This window comes from Bradyrhizobium sp. CAR08, assembly GCF_052871955.1.
The window spans coordinates 64,155-80,971 of sequence record NZ_JBIXJX010000026.1 but is presented as its reverse complement, the minus strand read 5'-3'; the positions used below and the strand labels follow the sequence as shown (position 1 = coordinate 80,971).

At 64.0% G+C, this 16,817-nt stretch carries 13 protein-coding genes and 1 pseudogene; 8 read left to right on the top strand and 6 right to left on the bottom strand.

Annotated features, from left to right (window positions below; all coding sequences use genetic code 11):
* Nucleotides 1-6 precede the first annotated feature (6 nt).
* The 4 genes from soxX to ACIPUD_RS35325 are packed head-to-tail and all read right to left on the bottom strand — an operon-like array spanning nucleotide 7 to nucleotide 4,425.
* Nucleotides 7-459, bottom strand: coding sequence for a sulfur oxidation c-type cytochrome SoxX (gene soxX, locus ACIPUD_RS35340; RefSeq protein WP_247367075.1), 453 nt, complete (start codon nucleotides 457-459; stop codon nucleotides 7-9).
* Nucleotides 452-1,723 (bottom strand): FCSD flavin-binding domain-containing protein, encoded by a 1,272-nt coding sequence (locus ACIPUD_RS35335; RefSeq protein WP_446482483.1) that lies wholly within the window; start codon nucleotides 1,721-1,723, stop codon nucleotides 452-454. The genes soxX and ACIPUD_RS35335 overlap by 8 nt, the downstream gene beginning before the upstream one ends.
* Before the next feature lie 54 nt (nucleotides 1,724-1,777).
* Nucleotides 1,778-3,964, bottom strand: a complete 2,187-nt coding sequence (locus tag ACIPUD_RS35330) for a xanthine dehydrogenase family protein molybdopterin-binding subunit (protein WP_085352085.1) — start codon at nucleotides 3,962-3,964, stop codon at nucleotides 1,778-1,780.
* Nucleotides 3,965-3,975: 11 nt separating this feature from the next.
* Entirely contained in the window at nucleotides 3,976-4,425 is a 450-nt protein-coding gene (locus ACIPUD_RS35325) for a (2Fe-2S)-binding protein (RefSeq protein ID WP_007594050.1), read from the bottom strand.
* Nucleotides 4,426-4,682: 257 nt separating this feature from the next.
* Between ACIPUD_RS35325 and ACIPUD_RS35320 the strand changes: the two genes are divergently transcribed.
* Complete coding sequence (locus ACIPUD_RS35320) at nucleotides 4,683-6,302, top strand: B12-binding domain-containing radical SAM protein (RefSeq protein WP_018457153.1); 1,620 nt, start codon at nucleotides 4,683-4,685, stop codon at nucleotides 6,300-6,302.
* A 4-nt stretch (nucleotides 6,303-6,306) separates the two neighbouring features.
* Here ACIPUD_RS35320 and ACIPUD_RS35315 read toward each other — a convergent pair whose 3' ends face one another.
* The gene (locus tag ACIPUD_RS35315; RefSeq protein WP_018457152.1) at nucleotides 6,307-7,695 is read right to left on the bottom strand and encodes an MFS transporter; all 1,389 of its coding nucleotides are present in this window, start codon (nucleotides 7,693-7,695) and stop codon (nucleotides 6,307-6,309) included.
* 169 nt (nucleotides 7,696-7,864) lie between these two features.
* On the opposite strand from ACIPUD_RS35315, the gene ACIPUD_RS35310 reads away from it, so the two are divergent.
* Together ACIPUD_RS35310 and ACIPUD_RS35305 are read left to right on the top strand one after the other, a co-directional pair.
* Nucleotides 7,865-8,926, top strand: a complete 1,062-nt coding sequence (locus ACIPUD_RS35310) for an isocitrate/isopropylmalate dehydrogenase family protein (RefSeq protein ID WP_204510560.1) — start codon at nucleotides 7,865-7,867, stop codon at nucleotides 8,924-8,926.
* A gap of 237 nt (nucleotides 8,927-9,163) precedes the next feature.
* On the top strand, nucleotides 9,164-9,517 hold the full coding sequence (locus ACIPUD_RS35305; RefSeq protein ID WP_081747934.1) for a UBP-type zinc finger domain-containing protein: 354 nt from the start codon (nucleotides 9,164-9,166) through the stop codon (nucleotides 9,515-9,517).
* Nucleotides 9,518-9,627: 110 nt separating this feature from the next.
* Here ACIPUD_RS35305 and ACIPUD_RS35300 read toward each other — a convergent pair whose 3' ends face one another.
* Complete coding sequence (locus tag ACIPUD_RS35300) at nucleotides 9,628-10,371, bottom strand: SDR family NAD(P)-dependent oxidoreductase (protein WP_085352088.1); 744 nt, start codon at nucleotides 10,369-10,371, stop codon at nucleotides 9,628-9,630.
* Nucleotides 10,372-10,534: 163 nt separating this feature from the next.
* On the opposite strand from ACIPUD_RS35300, the gene ACIPUD_RS35295 reads away from it, so the two are divergent.
* The 5 genes and pseudogenes from ACIPUD_RS35295 to ACIPUD_RS35275 all read left to right on the top strand — a co-directional run bounded on the left by ACIPUD_RS35295 (nucleotide 10,535) and on the right by ACIPUD_RS35275 (nucleotide 16,701).
* Nucleotides 10,535-11,305, top strand: coding sequence for a methyltransferase domain-containing protein (locus ACIPUD_RS35295; protein ID WP_018457149.1), 771 nt, complete (start codon nucleotides 10,535-10,537; stop codon nucleotides 11,303-11,305).
* Nucleotides 11,306-11,515: 210 nt separating this feature from the next.
* A complete protein-coding gene (locus tag ACIPUD_RS35290) occupies nucleotides 11,516-12,517 on the top strand; it encodes a DctP family TRAP transporter solute-binding subunit (RefSeq protein WP_018457148.1) in 1,002 nt (333 codons plus the stop codon).
* 67 nt (nucleotides 12,518-12,584) lie between these two features.
* Nucleotides 12,585-13,145 (top strand): annotated as a pseudogene (locus ACIPUD_RS35285) (TRAP transporter small permease); the annotation flags it as partial.
* 207 nt (nucleotides 13,146-13,352) lie between these two features.
* Nucleotides 13,353-14,645: a TRAP transporter large permease gene (locus ACIPUD_RS35280; RefSeq protein ID WP_409363702.1), complete on the top strand. Its 1,293-nt coding sequence runs from the start codon at nucleotides 13,353-13,355 to the stop codon at nucleotides 14,643-14,645.
* 124 nt (nucleotides 14,646-14,769) lie between these two features.
* The gene (locus ACIPUD_RS35275; RefSeq protein ID WP_204510562.1) at nucleotides 14,770-16,701 is read left to right on the top strand and encodes an alkyl/aryl-sulfatase; all 1,932 of its coding nucleotides are present in this window, start codon (nucleotides 14,770-14,772) and stop codon (nucleotides 16,699-16,701) included.
* The last annotated feature ends 116 nt before the right edge of the window (nucleotides 16,702-16,817 follow it).

The window sequence follows — 16,817 nt, the reverse complement described above, 5'->3', positions numbered from 1 at the left end:
ACAGTCCTAGTCCCGAAGCGTTGCAAGGAAAGCCACGATGTCCTCGATCTCGGCGGCGGACAAGATCGGTTTGCCGACGAAGTTTCGCCCGACCCGCACGAGGTGATCGGTGCGATAATAGGACGGCATGATGGTCTTCGGGTTGAAGCGCGCCGCATCGACCAGTCGAAGCCGCAACTGGCTCACCGTCCAGCGGTTCCCCGCACCCGAGAGGTCAGGCGCGAGGTCGCCCTGGAACCGGGTCTCCGGGAAGGGGCCGGAATGGCACAGGATGCAGGTCGTCGTGCGCGCGAGCACCAGCGCGCGCCCGCGCGCGGCATCGCCGGGCGCGCCGGTGAGCGATTCCGCGATGCCGTCGCCGGCGACGTTGTAGGGCAGGAGCTCCTCGGCTCCCGCATGGCAGGCGAAGGCGACACTGGCGGCGATCAGCGCTGCGATATGGACCAATGCTCTAGCCAAAGGTATCTGCCGTGATGGTTTGAAACCAGTGCTCGGCTTCGGTCGCCTCGCGGGCGCGCAATTCGCGCGGCGCATCGACCGGGCTGGACGTGCCGCCCTCGACCTCGGCGAAGATGTCGCCCCTGGGCTGGTAATTGCCGGCGAGTGAAAAGCCGTAGCCGGGTGCGACAATGTTGTAGCAGACGCCTGTTAATCGCGGCGTTTCTGGTGCGCGGCCGGCAAGGAGGTTCACGATTACGGAAGCGCAGGCCTTGCCCTGTGCGCTTGCCGCGGATGCCGATTTGGGAATGCCCCCGCCCAGGCAGGCATCGCCGATGACGTGGATGTTCTGGACGAGTTTCGATTCGAAGGTGACGGGATCGATCGGGCACCAGCCGGTGGCATCCGCAGCGCCCGCGACCTCGGCGATGCGTCCCGCTCGCTGCGGCGGGATGACGTTGGCGACGTCAGGGGTGTAATTGCCGAACTCGGTGACGATGGTCCTGGTCGCGGGGTCGACCGAGGTCACGCGGCCGCCTTGCGACAGCCCGATGCGTTCGATCATATCGCCGTAAAGCTCCTTCCACGCCTTCTCGAACAGTCGCTGCTGGGAGAAATTGTCCTTGGCATCGAGGATCAAGACCTTTGAGCGCGGCTTCTTCGTTTTCAGGTAATGCGCGATCAGGCTGGCGCGCTCGTAAGGCGCCGGCGGACAGCGCGAGGGATTGGCGGGGATCGTAATGGCGACGGTGCCGCCGTCCGGCATGGCCTCCAGCTGCCGACGCAGCAACAGCGTCTGCGCGCCGGCCTTCCAGGCGTGCGGCATCTTTTCGGATGTGGCGTCGTCGTAGCCGGGCAGAGCTTCGAAATGGAAGTCGATGCCGGGAGAGAGGACGAGACGATCATAGGGCAGCGCAACGCCATCGGCCGTCACGACGCTGCGTAGTTGCGGCTCGATTGTGGTCACGGCCTGGCTGATCACGGTGACACCCTCGGCGGCGATCTTGTCATAGCCAAACTGCTGCGTGTCGATCTCGCGCAGACCGGCGATCACCTCGTTGCTGAACGGACAGGAGGTGAAGACGGTACTGGGTTCGATCAGGATGACTTGCAAGTTTGCCTCCGCGCGCTTCAGCGCGCGCGCGCACGCCGCACCACCGAAGCCGCCGCCGACCACGACGACGCGGCCCGCCGATTGCGCGCGCAGGATCGTAGGGGCGGCGAATGATGTGGCCGCAGCGGCGATGCCGAGGACGGCATCCCGCCGTGTCACCGGCGCATTCATGAGTCTTGTCCGGAAAGTGTGCCGCGGCGGCGATTGCGGCCGCCGCGGCGTTTCTCAGGCGAAGGTGATGTTCTGGTCGCGCAGCGGCACCGAACGGATGCGTTTGCCCGTCGCCGCGAAGTACGCATTGAGCACCGCCGGCGCCGCGACGCCGATGGTCGGCTCGCCGACACCGCCCCAGAACCCGCCGCTCGGCACCATCACCGACTCCACCTTCGGCATCTCGTTGATGCGCATCGAATTGTAGGTGTCGAAGTTGGTCTGCTCGATCTTGCCGTCCTTGACGGTGCAGCCGCCGTAGAACAGCGCGGAGAGGCCATAGACGAAGGACCCCGCGATCTGCCGCTCCACCTGGGCCGGATTGACGACGTAGCCGGGATCGGTGGAGGCGACGATGCGATGCACCTTGATCTTGTTGCCGTCGGTCACCGAAATTTCGGCAGCGCCGGCGACATAGCTGCCATAGCCCATCACCTGCGCGATGCCGCGATAGATGCCCTGTGGCGCCGGAGTGCTCCAGCCGATCTTCTCGGCCACGGCATTGAGCACCGCCAGATGCTTGGGGTGATTGCCCATCAGCTTGCGGCGGAATTCGAGCGGGTCCTGGCCTGCGGCCTGGGCCAGCTCGTCCATGAAGCATTCCATGTAGATCGCGTTGTGATTGACGTTGACGCCGCGCCAGAAGCCCGGCGGAACGTGCGGGTTGCGCATCGCATGCTCGACCAGGAGGTTCGGCACGGAGTAACCGAACGCGGCTTCGCCGGACTGGGCGACGCCCTGGAATGCGGCCGGATCCATGCCGTTCTGCAGCGCTTCGGGGCGGAGCGAGAACAGGATCGATTGCCCGGACAGGCGGTAGTGCAGCGCGACCAGATTGTTGTCGGCATCGAACGCGCCGGTCATCTTGCACTGGGTGATCGGGTGATATCTGCCGTGCGCCATGTCCTCTTCGCGCGACCACAACAGCTTGATCGGCGTGCCCGGCATCTCCTTGGCGATCAAGACGGCCTGGCGGACATAGTCGGTCTGGCCGCGCCGGCCGAAGCCGCCGCCCGGCATCACCTTGTGCACGTCGCACTTCTCCGCCGGCAGGCCCGACGCTTCCAACGTGGCCGCGAAGGCTGCCTCGCCATTCTGCGTGCCGCACCAGACCTCGCATTTGTCCGCCGTGTAGAGCGCCGTGGCGTTCATTGGCTCCATGGTGGCGTGGTTCTGGTAGGGATAGCTGTAGACGGCCTCGATTTTTTTGGCGGCACCGGCAATCGCCGCCTTCGCGTCGCCGTTCTTGTTGCCGACATAGGCCGGCTGCCCGTTATCGAGGCCCTCGGTCAGCCATTTCGCGATCGACTCGCTCGAGACCTTGGCGTTGTCGCCCTCGTCCCAGACGATCGGCAGCGCCTCCAGTGCGGTCTTGGCGTGCCACCAGGTGTCGGCAACGACGGCGACCGCGGTGTCGCCGACCTTGACGACCTTCTTGACGCCTTTCATGCCGGTGATCTTGGCTTCGTCATAGCTTTTCAGCTTGCCGCCGAACACCGGGCAATCCTTGATCGCGGCGTTCAGCATGCCCGGCAGCTTGACATCGATGCCGTAGACCATGGTGCCGGTGGTCTTCTCGGCGGTGTCCAGCCGCTTCACGCCCTTGCCGATCAGCTTCCAGTCCTTGGGGTCCTTCAGCTTGACCTCGGCCGGCGGCGTCAGCTTGGCCGCGGCCTCGGCGACCTTGCCGTAGGTCGTGGTCTTGCCGGACGGCGTGTGGGTAATGACGCTGTTGGCGGCCGTGCATTCGGACGCCGGCACTTTCCACGCCTCGGCGGCGGCCTGGATCAGCATCACGCGTGCAGTGGCACCGCCCTTGCGGACGTAGTCTTGCGAAGAGCGGATGCCGCGGCTGCCGCCGGTCGAGAAATCGCCCCAGACGCGCTTGCGGGCGACGCTCTGGCCCGGTGTCGGATATTCGGTCGAGACCTTCGACCAGTCGCATTCGAGTTCCTCGGCGACGAGCTGGGCAAGGCCGGTGAGGGAGCCCTGGCCCATTTCGGAGCGGGCGATGCGGATGACGACGGTGTCGTCGGGCCTGACCACGACCCAGGCGCCGATCTCCGGGGAGCCGTCGGCCGCGCGGACCACGGCGGGACCGCCGAAGGGGATATCGAGGCCGATTGCGAGACCTGCGCCGACCGCGGCGGTGCCGATGACGAAGGCACGGCGGTTCATCCTGGGAGAGACATGCTTGTTCATGTGGCGGCTCCTTACGCGCTTGCGATCGTGTGGATCGCTTCGCGCACCTGCTGGAAGGTGCCGCAGCGGCAGATATTGGTGATGGCCTCGTCGATGTCGGCGTCGGTCGGCTTCGGCTTCTCGCTCAGCAGCGCCGCCACCGCCATGATCATGCCGCTCTGGCAATAGCCGCATTGCGGAACGTCCTGGGCAATCCAGGCTTCCTGCACCTTGTGCAGCGCGTTGCCGGAGGCGAGCCCTTCGATGGTCGTGATCTTCTTGCCTGCGGCTTCGCCGACCGAAACCCCGCAGGAGCGGGTGGCGACGCCGTCGATGTGAACGGTGCAGGCGCCGCATTGTGCAATGCCGCAGCCATATTTGGTGCCGGTGAGGCCGGCATTCTCGCGGATCGCCCAGAGCAGGGGCGTATCCGGCTCGACGTCGAGCGTGAAGGTTTTTCCGTTGATTGTTAGGTTTGCCATCGCAGTCCCCTGATTGGCCCAATCCACCGACTGGACTCAGCGGCGCAATGTGTCCGGCAAATTGGAAACGTTCAAATCAATAGTCCGAGGGGTAACCGGCGGGGATTCCTTCCCCGGGCGCCCGCGGCATGGCTTGGAGCGACGTCTACTGGCTTCCGCGCCGACGCCCCCGGAACCGAGAGCGACAGTTTGTCCCTTTTGGCAGGGTGCAAGTCGAGAATGCTCTGCTACAGTGGAATCAGCCAAAAAGGGGTTCCATGAACGTACCGCAGCCTTGCAAAGTCCTGATGCTCTATCCGCTGTTCTCGGCAGAGTCCTTCTGGAGCTTTGGCGAATCCTGCAAAGTGTTGGGTGTGAAGCGGCCCGCGGCCCCTTTGGGGCTGATCACCGTTGCCGCGATGCTGCCCGAGAGCTGGACGGTCCGGCTGATCGATTGCAACACGGAATCCTTCAGCGACGAGGATCTTTCCTGGGCCGACGTCGTCTTCACCGGCGGAATGATGCCGCAGCAGGCCGACACGCTGCGCCTGATCGAAATTTGCCGTGCCGCGGGCAAGCCGGTGGTCGTGGGCGGTCCCGATCCCACCTCGAGCCCCCATATCTATGAGAGGGCCGACTTCCAGGTGCTCGGAGAGGCCGAAAGCGTTCTCCACGAATTCGTCGCGGCCTGGGACAGTGGCGCACGCTCCGGCGTCTTCATTGCGCCGAAATTCCAGGCCGACGTCACCAAGACGCCGGTGCCGCGCTTCGATCTGCTGAAGTTCGAGGACTACCTTTATCTCGGTGTGCAGTATTCCCGCGGCTGCCCGTTCACCTGCGAGTTCTGCGATATCATCGAGCTCTATGGCCGGGTGCCGCGAACCAAGACGAACGAGCAAATGCTGGTCGAGCTCGACAGGCTCTATGCCATGGGCTACCGCGGCCATCTCGACTTTGTCGACGACAATTTCATCGGCAACAAGAAGTCGTTGCGGCTGTTCCTGCCCCAGCTGGCCGAATGGCAACGTGCTCACGGCTATCCCTTTGAATTGTCAACTGAGGCCTCGGTCAATCTGGCCGACGATCCCGAGCTCCTGAACCTGATGGGCCAGGCGAACTTCTTCGCCATCTTCGTCGGTATCGAAAGTCCGGATCCGGCGACGCTGGTCGCCATGCGGAAGAAGCAGAACACGCGGCGCAACATCGCCGAGAGCATCCACAAGATCTACGCCGCGGGCATGCTCGTCACCGCGGGTTTCATCGTCGGCTTCGACAATGAGAAGCTCTCGATGGCGGATGCCATGATCGACTTCATCGAAGAGGCAGCGATCCCGGTCAGCATGGTCGGCCTGCTCTATGCCTTGCCGAACACGCAGCTGACGCGCCGCCTCGAGCGCGAGGGCCGGTTGCATCCGGGCCACGACCTGGCGCCGACCATCGGCGCGGATCAGTGCACCGCCGGGATCAACTTCGATCCGGTGCGTCCATTGCGCGACATTCTGACGGACTACAAGCGCGTGCTGGAGCACATCTACAGCCCGGCCGCCTATGCAAGGCGTATCGACCGACTGATGACGCTGCTCGACCGCTCTCGCCAGCGCCAGGAGCTCGCGGAAGGCGATATCCGTGCCCGGATCGGCGCGATGGAAACGGTGCACAAGGTGGTCACAGCCCTTCCCGAGGCGCGCGGGCCGCTGTGGCAGACCTTCATGAACTGCGCCAAGCGCGACACAACATCGGCGCGGATCGCCGTGCAGATGATCGCTGCCTATGCGCATCTCGGGCCGTTCTCGCGCAAGGTCATCGCTGCCATCGATGAGCGCCTCGCTGCGCTCGACGAGGAGACTGTCATTCCGGCCGCGACAGTCGAGGTGACGGCGGCCCGACATCTGGCTTGACCGTCTACTCCACCGCCAGCCGCAAAAAGCTCATCACGCTGCCGAGTACGGCGAAGCCGGCGCCGAGTGCCAATGCCACGACTGCGCCGTCGTGACCGGCCAGCGAGAAGCAGAGCGCGGCCAGCGCCGCCCCTGTCGTCTGCCCCGTCAGGCGCGCGGTGGCGACGATGCCGGAGGCGCTGCCGCTGCGATGTGGCGGCGCGCTCGACATCACCGCTTTCATGTTCGGCGCCTGGAAGAAGCCGAATCCCATGCCACAGATCACCATCCGCCAGATGATGTCGGGAATCGCAGGATTGGCAGGCAGCATCGCCAGCAGCGCCGTGCCGAGGCCGAGCAGCACGAGCCCGATGCCGCCGAGCAGTCCGACCGCGTGCCGGTCGGAGAGGCGCCCGGCGATCGGCGCCATGATGCCGACCACCAGCGGCCATGGGGTCATGAAGAAGCCGGTCTCGACCTGCGAACGCCCCAGCACGTCCTCGAAATAGAACGGCAGCGAGACGAAGGCGAGGCCCTGCACTGCGAACGAGCACACCGCGGTCGCCGCCGACAGCGCGAACATCGGCCGGCTGAACAGGTCGATCGGCAGCATCGGCGCCGGATGGTCGGCGTGGCGGCGCGTCAGGATGAAGCCGAGCGCGAGGGCAGTGACCAGCTCGATGCCCACGACCATCGGTGAGAGATTGTGCGCGGCACTGCCGATGCCCGTGATGAACAGCCCGAGACAGGCCGACGCCAGGGCCGCGCCGAGAAAATCGAAGCCGTGATCGGCGCGCGGCGTCTTCGGCAGCATCGCAAAGCCGATGCCGATCGCGACCAGGCCGAACGGGATGTTGACGGCGAACAGCCATGGCCACGGGCCGAGCGCGAGGATAGCGGAAGCGATCGAGGGACCAAAGGTGAAGGCGGTCGCGACCACCAGCGCGTTGTGGCCGAAGCCGCGGCCGAGCATCCGGCCGGGATAGACGAAGCGCACCAGCGCCGTGTTGACGCTCATGATGCCGCTCGCACCTAACCCTTGCAGCGTGCGCGCAACCAGCAGGCTCTCCAGCGACCAGGCCACCGCGCAGAACAGCGAGGCGATGGTGAACAGGATCAGGCCGCCGAGATAGATGCGCTGGTGCCCGACGATCTCGCCGAGTGCTCCCAACGGCAGCAACGTCGCCACCAGCGCGATCTGGTAGACGTTGACCACCCAGACCGATTGCTCCGGGCTCACATGCAGGTCGCCGGCAATGGCGGGCAGCGCGATGTTGGCGATCGCGGTGTCGAGCGACGCCATCGCCAGCGCGGTGAAGATCGCGGCAATGGCCCAGCGCCGCTGTGCGGCTGGAAGGCCGTCGGAAATGGTGTGGTCGGGCTCGCGCGCGCCGGCGGGTAACGTGATTGTCATTGCGTTAGCGCGTTGCTCCGGCGGCCGGCTCCAGGGGACTCGGCATGTACTACGGCGCGGCCGCCTTCCACAGGCATATGCTTGCATGCTGTGTATGCGCGAAGGCTGGGCGATGAACCTGCGCGCCGGCGTATGATCGCGCGAACTGCTGCAATGTCAGGGGACCGCCATGCACATCGTCGTTTTGCCCGGTGACGGCATCGGGCCCGAGATCACGGCCGCGACATCAGGCGTGTTGCGCGCGGCCTCCGAACGCTTCCAGCTCAATCTGCAGCTGGAGGAGCACGCGGTCGGGCATGCGAGCCTCAAACAATTTGGCACGACGGTGCGCCCCGAGCTGCTCGACATCGTCCGCGCCGCCGACGGCCTGATCCTCGGGCCGACCGCGACCTTCGACTTCAAGGACGAGGCCCATGGCGAGATCAACCCGTCGCGATATTTTCGCAAGAACCTCGACCTCTACGCCAATGTCAGGCCCGCACGCACCTATGCGGGGCGGTCCGGCCGGGTGGGCGATTTCGACCTCGTCGTGGTGCGCGAGAACACAGAAGGGTTTTACGCCGACCGCAACATGGAGCAGGGCAATGGCGAGATGCTGGTCACGCCTGACGTCGTGATCTCGCTGCGCCGGATCACGCGCCTGTGCTGCGAGCGCATCGCGCACGCGGCGTGCCGGCTGGCGATGAAGCGGCGCAAGCATCTCACCATCGTGCACAAGGCCAATGTGCTCAAGCTCGGTGACGGCATGTTCCTCGAGATCTGCCGCGAGACGGCGAAGGCCTATCCCGGCCTTGGGATCGACGACATCCTCATCGACGCCATGATGGCGCATGTGGTGCGCAACCCCGACCGCTTCGACGTCATCGTCGCCACCAACATGTTTGGCGACATCCTGTCCGATCTCACCGCCGAACTCTCCGGCAGCCTCGGTCTCGGCGGCTCGCTCAATGTCGGCGACAGCTTCGCCATGGCGCAGGCCGCGCATGGCTCGGCGCCTGACATAGCCGGACAGGATGTTGCCAATCCAGTCTCGCTGATCCTGTCCACGGCCCTGCTGCTCGGATGGCACGGCGAGAATAGCGGCGCGGTGCGCTACGAGGAAGCCGCACGTGCGATCGAGGCGGCGGTGGCAAAAGCGATCGGCGAGGGCAGGGCAACGCGCGATGTCGGCGGAAAGCTCGGCACGATCGCCGCGGGGGCGGCGATTGCGGAAATCCTGCAGGCCGGGTGAGTGGTTATGCGGGGCCTTGTTTTTTTTAAGGGCTCAAAACAAAAAAGCGCGAAAACAACCCCATGCACAGTAGAAGGCCCCTTGATTAATAAGGGATTTCCGAACCGCGCAGCGGCGGCATTCGCCGCTGCCATGACGTTGACCCGTCGGGCAAAACACTGGCAAAATGCGATCGTGGCGGAGATCGCGGCGTGAATGCATCGGTGGTGGCTGCGGGCAATTTCAGTGAGCTGACCTATGAAGTCTGAGAGGGGTGGCATCAATCTCGCGGCCAAACCAAGCGGAACGGGGTGCGTGGAATGCTCGGCTGCGGGCGGGTGGTGGTTTCACCTTCGCAGATGTGTCGAATGCGGTCACATCGGCTGCTGTGATGCGTCACCAAATCAGCACGCAACGAAACACAGCGCGGCGACAGGTCATCCGATCATCACGAGCTTCGAGCCGGGCGAACGATGGTTTTACGACTATCGCACGGGAGAGGCTTTCGCCGGCCCGAAGCTTCAAGGTCCTCACGCGCATCCGTTGGATCAGCCGGTGCCCGGACCGGACGGCGCGGTGCCTCCGGACTGGCAAACGCTGCTGCATGAGTAAGGCGGTAGGCCGTAGGATGGGTAGAGCACTTGCGAAACCCATCAGGTTCACGTCGTATGCTGTCGATGGGTTTCGCTGCGCTCTACCCATCCTACGAAGTCCAATCGGTTCTAGAACTGATACCTCCGCAACCCCCCATCCACCGGGATCACCGTGCCCGTGATGTAGCGCGCCACGGGTGATGCCAGGAACACCGCGAGCGCGGCGAGGTCTTCCGGCTCGCCCCAATAGCCGACCGGGATCTCTTCTTCCGCGAAGCGCTCGCGATAATCAGGCGCGTAGTTGCGGCGGATCTGTTCGCTCATGATGCGGCCGGGCGGGATGCAGTTGATGGTGATGCCGTGCTCGCCGATCTCGCGCGACAGGCCTTTGGCCCAGGCGTGCACGGCGGCTTTGGCGGCAAACGCGGCGTTGAGGCCTTCCGGCTCGGACTTGCCGGTGATGTTGACGATGCGGCCCCATTTGCGCTCGATCATCTGCGGCAGCAGCGCATGCGCGATGCGGCGGTAGCTGGTGAAATTCAGCGCGATCGCCTCGTCCCATTGGCTGTCAGGCGCATCGACGGGGAGGGGGCGGCTTCCGCCGGCATTGTTGATCAGGATGTCGACATGGCCGAGCTCTTTGAGCGCGAACGCCGAAATCTTCTCGGCCGCGTCCTTGGCCATCACGTCCTGCTCGAATGGCGTGATCAGACCGGAGCCGACTTCCGTTACCAGCTCGGCGAGCAGGTCGGTGCGCCGTGCCACGCCGACGACGCGCACGCCTTCGGCAGCCAAGCCCTTGGCGATGGCACGGCCGATGCCGACGCTCGCTCCGGTGACGACGGCGGTTTTCGATTTGAGCCCGAGATCCATGGTGACACGCCCTCTTGTTCGCTTTTCTGCTTGTCGCTGGGCTGTTCGTTCTTCTGTTCGTTTTCCTGCCCTGTCCCCGTCAGCCTGATTTGCCCGACCGGGAGGAGCAGTGGTAACCAAGAGCCGCGTTGAAGGGAACACGAAAAAGAAAAGGCGCCGAGCGATGGTCTGGGATCCGCAGCAATATCTGAAATTCTCCGGCCACCGGCTCCGGCCCGCCGTCGACCTCTTGATGCGGATCCCGGATTCTGGTCCGCGTGCGATTGCCGATCTCGGCGCCGGCGCCGGCAACGTCACCAAGCTGATCAAGGAGCGTTGGCCGGACGCGACGGTGACCGGTGTCGAGGGTTCGGCCGAGATGGTCGCCGCCGGCCGCAAGGCGGCGCCGGACGTGGAATGGTCACACGAGGATCTCGGCCACTGGCGTCCGACGAAGCAATATGACGTCGTCTACTCCAATGCCGCGCTGCACTGGCTGCCAAATCATGCGGCCCTGTTTCCGTCGATCATGGAGAAGGTGACGCCCGGCGGAATGCTCGCTGTGCAGATGCCGCGCAACTTTCTGGCGCCCTCGCATGTGCTGATCGGCGAGACCGCGCTGAACGGTCCCTGGCGGTCCAAGGTCGAGCATCTCGTCACGCCGCCGCCGGTCGAAGCGCCGGCCTATTATCACGGTCTTCTTGCTCCGATGTCGGCCAATATCGACATCTGGGAGACCGAATATCTGCAGGTGCTGGAAGGCGAGAATCCCGTGAAGGAGTGGACCAAGGGGACCTGGCTGACGCGCTATCTCGACATCTTGCAGGGCGACGAGAAGGCCGCGTTCGAAGCCGCCTATGGGATGCGGGTCGCGAAAGCCTATCCGAAGAACGCCGCGGGACAGACGCTGTTTCCGTTCCGGCGTCTGTTCATGGTCGCCCAGCGCAACGGCTGATCGCACTGCCGCAATGCGACATAAGCGCTCGTTTCCGGGAGCGGCAGCAGGTGCCGGGTTGCGCATTCAGCAGCGGCCAAGATAGCTTGAAGGTTGCTTGGCTGCGGCAAATTGGGCTTAGGTCTAGTTGTTCGGGTGGCGGATTGCTGTCAGTACTGAAATCGGAAAACAAAAAAGACCCGGTTTTAGAGGTTGTTGGGAGGTTCGTTCATGCGCAAGCTGCTTCTTGCGGTCGCCGCCGCAGCTGTTCTCGTGGGGCCCGCCGTTGCCGAGGCCCAGAGCCCGATCGTCATCAAATTCAGCCACGTCGTCGCCAACGATACTCCCAAGGGCAAGGGCGCCCTGAAGTTCAAGGAACTTGCGGAGAAGTACACCGACGGCAAGGTCAAGGTCGAAATCTACCCGAACTCCACGCTGTACAAGGACAAGGAGGAGATCGAGGCGCTGCAGCTTGGCTCGGTGCACATGCTCGCCCCCTCGACCGCGAAGTTCGCACCGCTCGGTATCAAGGAGTTCGAGGCGCTCGACCTGCCTTGGTTGTTCAAGGACGATCAAACCTATTCCAACGCGATGAAGGGCACGATCGGCAAGTGGCTGTTCGATAAGCTCGAGACCAAGGGCATCACCGGGCTCGCTTATTGGGACAACGGCTTCCACATGCTCTCCGCCAACCGTGCCCTGATAAAGCCGACCGATTTCCAGGGTCTCAAATTCCGCATCTCCGGATCGAAGGTCGCCGACCAATATCTCCGTATCATGGGTTCGATCCCTCAGATAATGGCGTTTTCCGAAGTCTACCAGGCTTTGCAGACGGGCGTGGTCGACGGCTGCGAGAATACCGCGTCCAATTACCTGACTCAGAAGTTCTACGAGGTGCAGAAGGACATCACGGTGTCCTATCACGCGCACCTGCAATATGCCGTCATCGTCAATTCGAAATTCTGGTCCGGCCTGCCGCCCGATATCCGCGCCCAGCTCGAGAAGGCGATGAACGAGGCGACCGACTACACCAATTCGATCGCGCGTCAGGAAAACGAGGATGCGCTGGCCGAGATCAAGAAGACGGGCAAGACCACGCTGCATTATCTGACTGACGCCGATCGCAAGGCGTGGCAGGAGGCGATGCAGCCGACCTACAAATGGGCAAAGGGGCGGGTCGGGCAGGAGGTGCTCGATCTCCTCGCCAAGGAACTCGACGTCAAGATGAACTGACGCCGGCGCGCTGGAAGAACAACCATGAACGGTCGGGGGTGATCGCACTCCCGGCCGTTGCTCTTGAATGATGAGCCAAGCTGAGGGGACCAAGTTGCTGCGTGCATTGAATCGTGTGCTCGATCATCTCGAGGAATGGCTGATCGCGACGATGATCGCGGCCGCGACATTGCTCATCTTCGTTGCCGTGCTGCACCGATATGGCGCCGGGCTGTCGATCGACATCGCCAAATGGGCGGAGGCGCGCAATCTGTCCTTGCTGGCCGCGCCCGCGCGAGCGGCGTTCGTCTGGCTTGCCGCTCTCGACTTGTCCTGGGCGCAGGAACTCTGCATTTACATGTTCATCTGGATGGCGAAGTTCGGTGCGGCCTACGGGGTGCGCACCGGCATCCATGTAGGCGTCGACGTCCTGGTCAATGTCCTTCCCGGCGGATCGCGCCGCCGCGTCATCACGTTCGGCCTGATGTGCGGCGCCCTTTTCACTGCCATCGTGTGCTATTTCGGGGCCGCGTTCGTCGGCCAGATGTGGCAGACCGGCCAGCAATCCAACGACTTGGAAGCACCGATGTGGCTGGTGTATCTCACCATCCCGCTCGGCTCCGGGCTGATGTGCTTCCGCTTCCTGCAGGTCGCCTGGTCGTTCTATCGCACCGGCGAACTGCCGCATCACGACATGGCAGGCGTCGAGGGCGTCGAAATAGACCCGGTCCATCCGGCCCCGGTCACGCGCAGTCAGGTCGTCCGCGACGAACGCAGCCCGCTCGGCTGGGTCCTGATGTTGTTGCCGGTCCTGATCGTCGCCGTGTGCTTCGCCCATTCGGCGCACGTGATCACGATGCCGCAGGGCCTGCGTGTCGCCGTGGTTTTCGGCCTTCTGCTGTCGTTGATGCTCACGGGCATGCCGATCTCCATCGCGCTCGGCCTGACCGTGCTCAGCTTCATGTTCACGTTGACCGACGTACGGACGGAATCGGTGGCGCTGAAGCTGTTTACCGGCATCGAGAGCTTCGAGATCATGGCGATCCCGTTCTTCATCCTTGCCGGCAACTTCCTGACCCATGGCGGCGTGGCGCGCCGGATGATCACGTTCGCGACTTCGCTGGTCGGCCATTGGTACGGAGGCCTTGCGCTCTCGGGCGTGGTCGCCTGCGCGCTGTTCGCCGCGATTTCCGGCTCGTCGCCGGCCACCGTGGTGGCGATCGGATCGGTGATCCTGCCCGCGATGGTCGCGCAGGGATTTCCCAAGAAGTTCGGGGCGGGCGTGATCACGACCTCCGGCTCGCTGGGAATTCTCATTCCACCGTCGATTCCAATGGTGCTGTTTGCCGTCTCCACCAACACCTCCGTCGGCAAGCTGTTCATCGCCGGCATCGTGCCGGGAATGGTGCTCGCCATGCTGCTTGGCGCCACGACGTTCTACCGGGCCTGGCGTAACGACTATCCGAGGATGCCGAAAGCAACCCTCTACGAACGCTTGGATGCGTTCCGCAAGTCGATCTGGGGTATCCTGCTGATCGTGATCGTGATCGGTGGCATCTACAGCGGCCTGTTCACACCGACCGAAGCTGCCGCCGTCAGCGCGGTGTACGCCTTCATCGTCGCAGTGTTCATCTACAAGGATCTGAAGCTACGAGACGTGCCGCGGGTGCTGCTGTCGTCGGCAAATCTTTCAGCGATGCTGCTCTACATCATCACCAACGCCGTCTTGTTCTCGTTCCTGATGACTTACGAGAACGTGCCGCAAGCGCTCGCGCAATGGATGATCGACCAGGGCCTCGGCTGGATCGGCTTCCTCCTCGTCGTCAATCTCCTGCTGCTATTAGCCGGCAACGTGATGGAGCCATCCTCGATCATCCTGATCATGGCGCCGATCCTGTTTCCGGTTGCGATCAAGCTCGGCATCGATCCGATCCATTTCGGCATCCTGATGACGGTCAACATGGAGGTCGGGCTGTGCCATCCGCCGGTCGGCCTCAATCTCTACGTGGCCTCAGGCATCGCCAAGATGGGTATCACCGAGCTCACGGTCGCGGTGTGGCCATGGCTGCTGACGATGTTGGGATTCCTGGTGGTCGTGACCTATTGGCCCGGCCTGTCGCTGTGGCTGCCGAGGCTGTTGGGCATGTAGCCCGCGAACACGCTGCTTCTCTCCACCTGTGGGCGCGGGGCTACGCATTGCTGCGCCCTCCCGTCATGGCAATCGGCCGCGGGATGCGGTTAGATGCCGCGCAACAGGCGGGGAGGAGATCGAGATGACGGACACGTCCAGCAACGAGCCGAAGGGCGCAACGCCGTCCGTCATCGCGCAGCAAACGGCGATGCTGAATGCACTGCCGTTTTCCGACACGCGCGATTTCGACGACGCCGCGCGCGGCTTCCTCGGCACGATCGAGAACGCGGAGATCACCAATCCGCAAGGGCGGACGGTCTGGAGCCTCGAGCCGTACGCCTTTCTTGCCGCCGAGCAGGCGCCGACCACGGTCAATCCGAGCCTGTGGCGGCAGTCGCGGCTCAACATGCAGCACGGCCTTTTCGAGGTCGTGCCCGGCGTGTACCAGGTGCGGGGGCTCGACATTGCCAACATGACGCTGATCGAAGGCCACAGCGGCGTCATCGTCGTCGACACCCTGACCTCGATCGAGGGCGCGCGCGCCGCGCTCGATCTCTACTACAGGCATCGTGGCCAGCGGCCGGTCGCGGCCGTGATCTTCACCCATACCCACACCGACCATTGGGGTGGTGCGCGCGGCGTGCTGGAGGAGGATGCACTCGCGAGCGGCCGCGTGCCGATCATCGCGCCGAACTTGTTCATGGAGCATGCCGTCTCCGAGAACATCATCGCGGGACCTGCGATGCTGCGCCGGGCGCAGTACCAGTTCGGGCCGCTCCTCGCCAAGGGCGCGCGCGGGCAGGTCGATTGCGGCCTCGGCAAGTCGATGGCGGCAGGTTCGGTGGCGCTGCTGCGACCGACTGACCTGATCATGGCGACCGGCGACCGGCGCGTAATCGACGGCGTTGAATTCGAATTCCAGATGGCGCCGAACAGCGAAGCGCCGGCGGAGATGCATTTCTTCATCCCGCGCTACAAGCTGTTGAACCTCGCCGAGAACTGCACCCACAATTTCCACAATCTGCTGCCGTTCCGCGGCGCCGATGTGCGCGACGCGCTGGCCTGGTCGAAATATCTGGGCGAGGCCTTGCAGCTCTGGGATGGCAAGGCGGAGGCGATGTGCGGCCAGCATCACTGGCCGGTGTGGGGACACGAACGCATCGGCACGATGATCCGGCAGCAGCGCGACCTCTACAAATTCGCGCATGACCAGACCATCCGCCTGATGAACCACGGCCTCACCGCGGCCGAGATCGCTGAAACGATCCAGCTGCCCAAGAGCCTGGAGGGCGCCTGGCACGGCCGCGGCTATTACGGCCACATCCGGCACAATGTGAAGGCGATCTATCAAAAATATCTGGGCTGGTACGACGCCAATCCGGTCAATCTCGATCCTTTGCCCCCGGTTGAGTCGGGCAAGAAATACGTCGAGTACATGGGCGGCGCCGACGCCATCCTCGCGCGGGCGCGTGCCGATTTCGACAAGGGCGAATTCCGCTTCGTGGCGCAGGCGCTCGGCCATCTCGTCTTTGCCCAGCCGGACAACGCGGCGGCGCGTGCATTGCTGGCGGATACGCTGGAGCAGCTCGGCTACGCTGCTGAAAGCGCGACCTGGCGCAATGCCTATCTGTTCGGCGCGCAGGAATTGCGCCAGGGCATGCCGAAGGTGCCGGCGCGCCCGCCGATGCCGCGCGAGACGCTGGCGGCGCTGCGCACCTCACAGCTCTGGGACGTGCTCGGCATCCGCCTGAACGGACCAAAGGCGGAAGGAAAGCACATCGTGCTGAACTGGAGCTTCTCCGACACCGGCGAGACCTTCGTGCTCAATCTGGAGAACTGCGCGCTGACTTACACAGAGGGCATGCAGGCGCACAATGCCGATGCCAGCTTCACGCTGGCGCGGTCGACGCTCGACGAGGTGATCGCAAAACTGACCAGCTTCCCGGAGGCCGTGGCCGCCGGCAAGGTCAAATTCGCCGGCAACCCGATGCGCCTCGCCGAGCTGATGGGCCTGATGGACGAATTCCCGCGCATGTTCGAGATCGTCGAGCCGAAGCGGGCCGTGGTGAGGTAGGGCAGCCGTCACCGCGTTCCTACTGTCATCGTCCGGCTTGACCGGACGATCCAGTACTCCGCGGCGGGAGTTGCGTGAGCAAACTGCTGCCGCGGGGTACTGGATGCCCCGCCTAT

Excerpts from the sequence above, each read along its gene's own strand:
- ACIPUD_RS35315 (WP_018457152.1), bottom strand. The coding sequence starts at position 7,695 with ATGACAATCACGTTACCCGCCGGCGCGCGCGAGCCCGACCACACCATT.
- ACIPUD_RS35280 (WP_409363702.1), top strand. The coding sequence starts at position 13,353 with ATGCCGCAGGGCCTGCGTGTCGCCGTGGTTTTCGGCCTTCTGCTGTCG.
- ACIPUD_RS35330 (WP_085352085.1), bottom strand. The coding sequence starts at position 3,964 with ATGAACAAGCATGTCTCTCCCAGGATGAACCGCCGTGCCTTCGTCATC.
- ACIPUD_RS35295 (WP_018457149.1), top strand. The coding sequence starts at position 10,535 with ATGGTCTGGGATCCGCAGCAATATCTGAAATTCTCCGGCCACCGGCTC.
- ACIPUD_RS35310 (WP_204510560.1), top strand. The coding sequence starts at position 7,865 with ATGCACATCGTCGTTTTGCCCGGTGACGGCATCGGGCCCGAGATCACG.
- ACIPUD_RS35275 (WP_204510562.1), top strand. The coding sequence starts at position 14,770 with ATGACGGACACGTCCAGCAACGAGCCGAAGGGCGCAACGCCGTCCGTC.
- ACIPUD_RS35290 (WP_018457148.1), top strand. The coding sequence starts at position 11,516 with ATGCGCAAGCTGCTTCTTGCGGTCGCCGCCGCAGCTGTTCTCGTGGGG.
- ACIPUD_RS35320 (WP_018457153.1), top strand. The coding sequence starts at position 4,683 with ATGAACGTACCGCAGCCTTGCAAAGTCCTGATGCTCTATCCGCTGTTC.
- ACIPUD_RS35305 (WP_081747934.1), top strand. The coding sequence starts at position 9,164 with ATGAAGTCTGAGAGGGGTGGCATCAATCTCGCGGCCAAACCAAGCGGA.
- ACIPUD_RS35335 (WP_446482483.1), bottom strand. The coding sequence starts at position 1,723 with ATGAATGCGCCGGTGACACGGCGGGATGCCGTCCTCGGCATCGCCGCT.
- ACIPUD_RS35300 (WP_085352088.1), bottom strand. The coding sequence starts at position 10,371 with ATGGATCTCGGGCTCAAATCGAAAACCGCCGTCGTCACCGGAGCGAGC.
- ACIPUD_RS35325 (WP_007594050.1), bottom strand. The coding sequence starts at position 4,425 with ATGGCAAACCTAACAATCAACGGAAAAACCTTCACGCTCGACGTCGAG.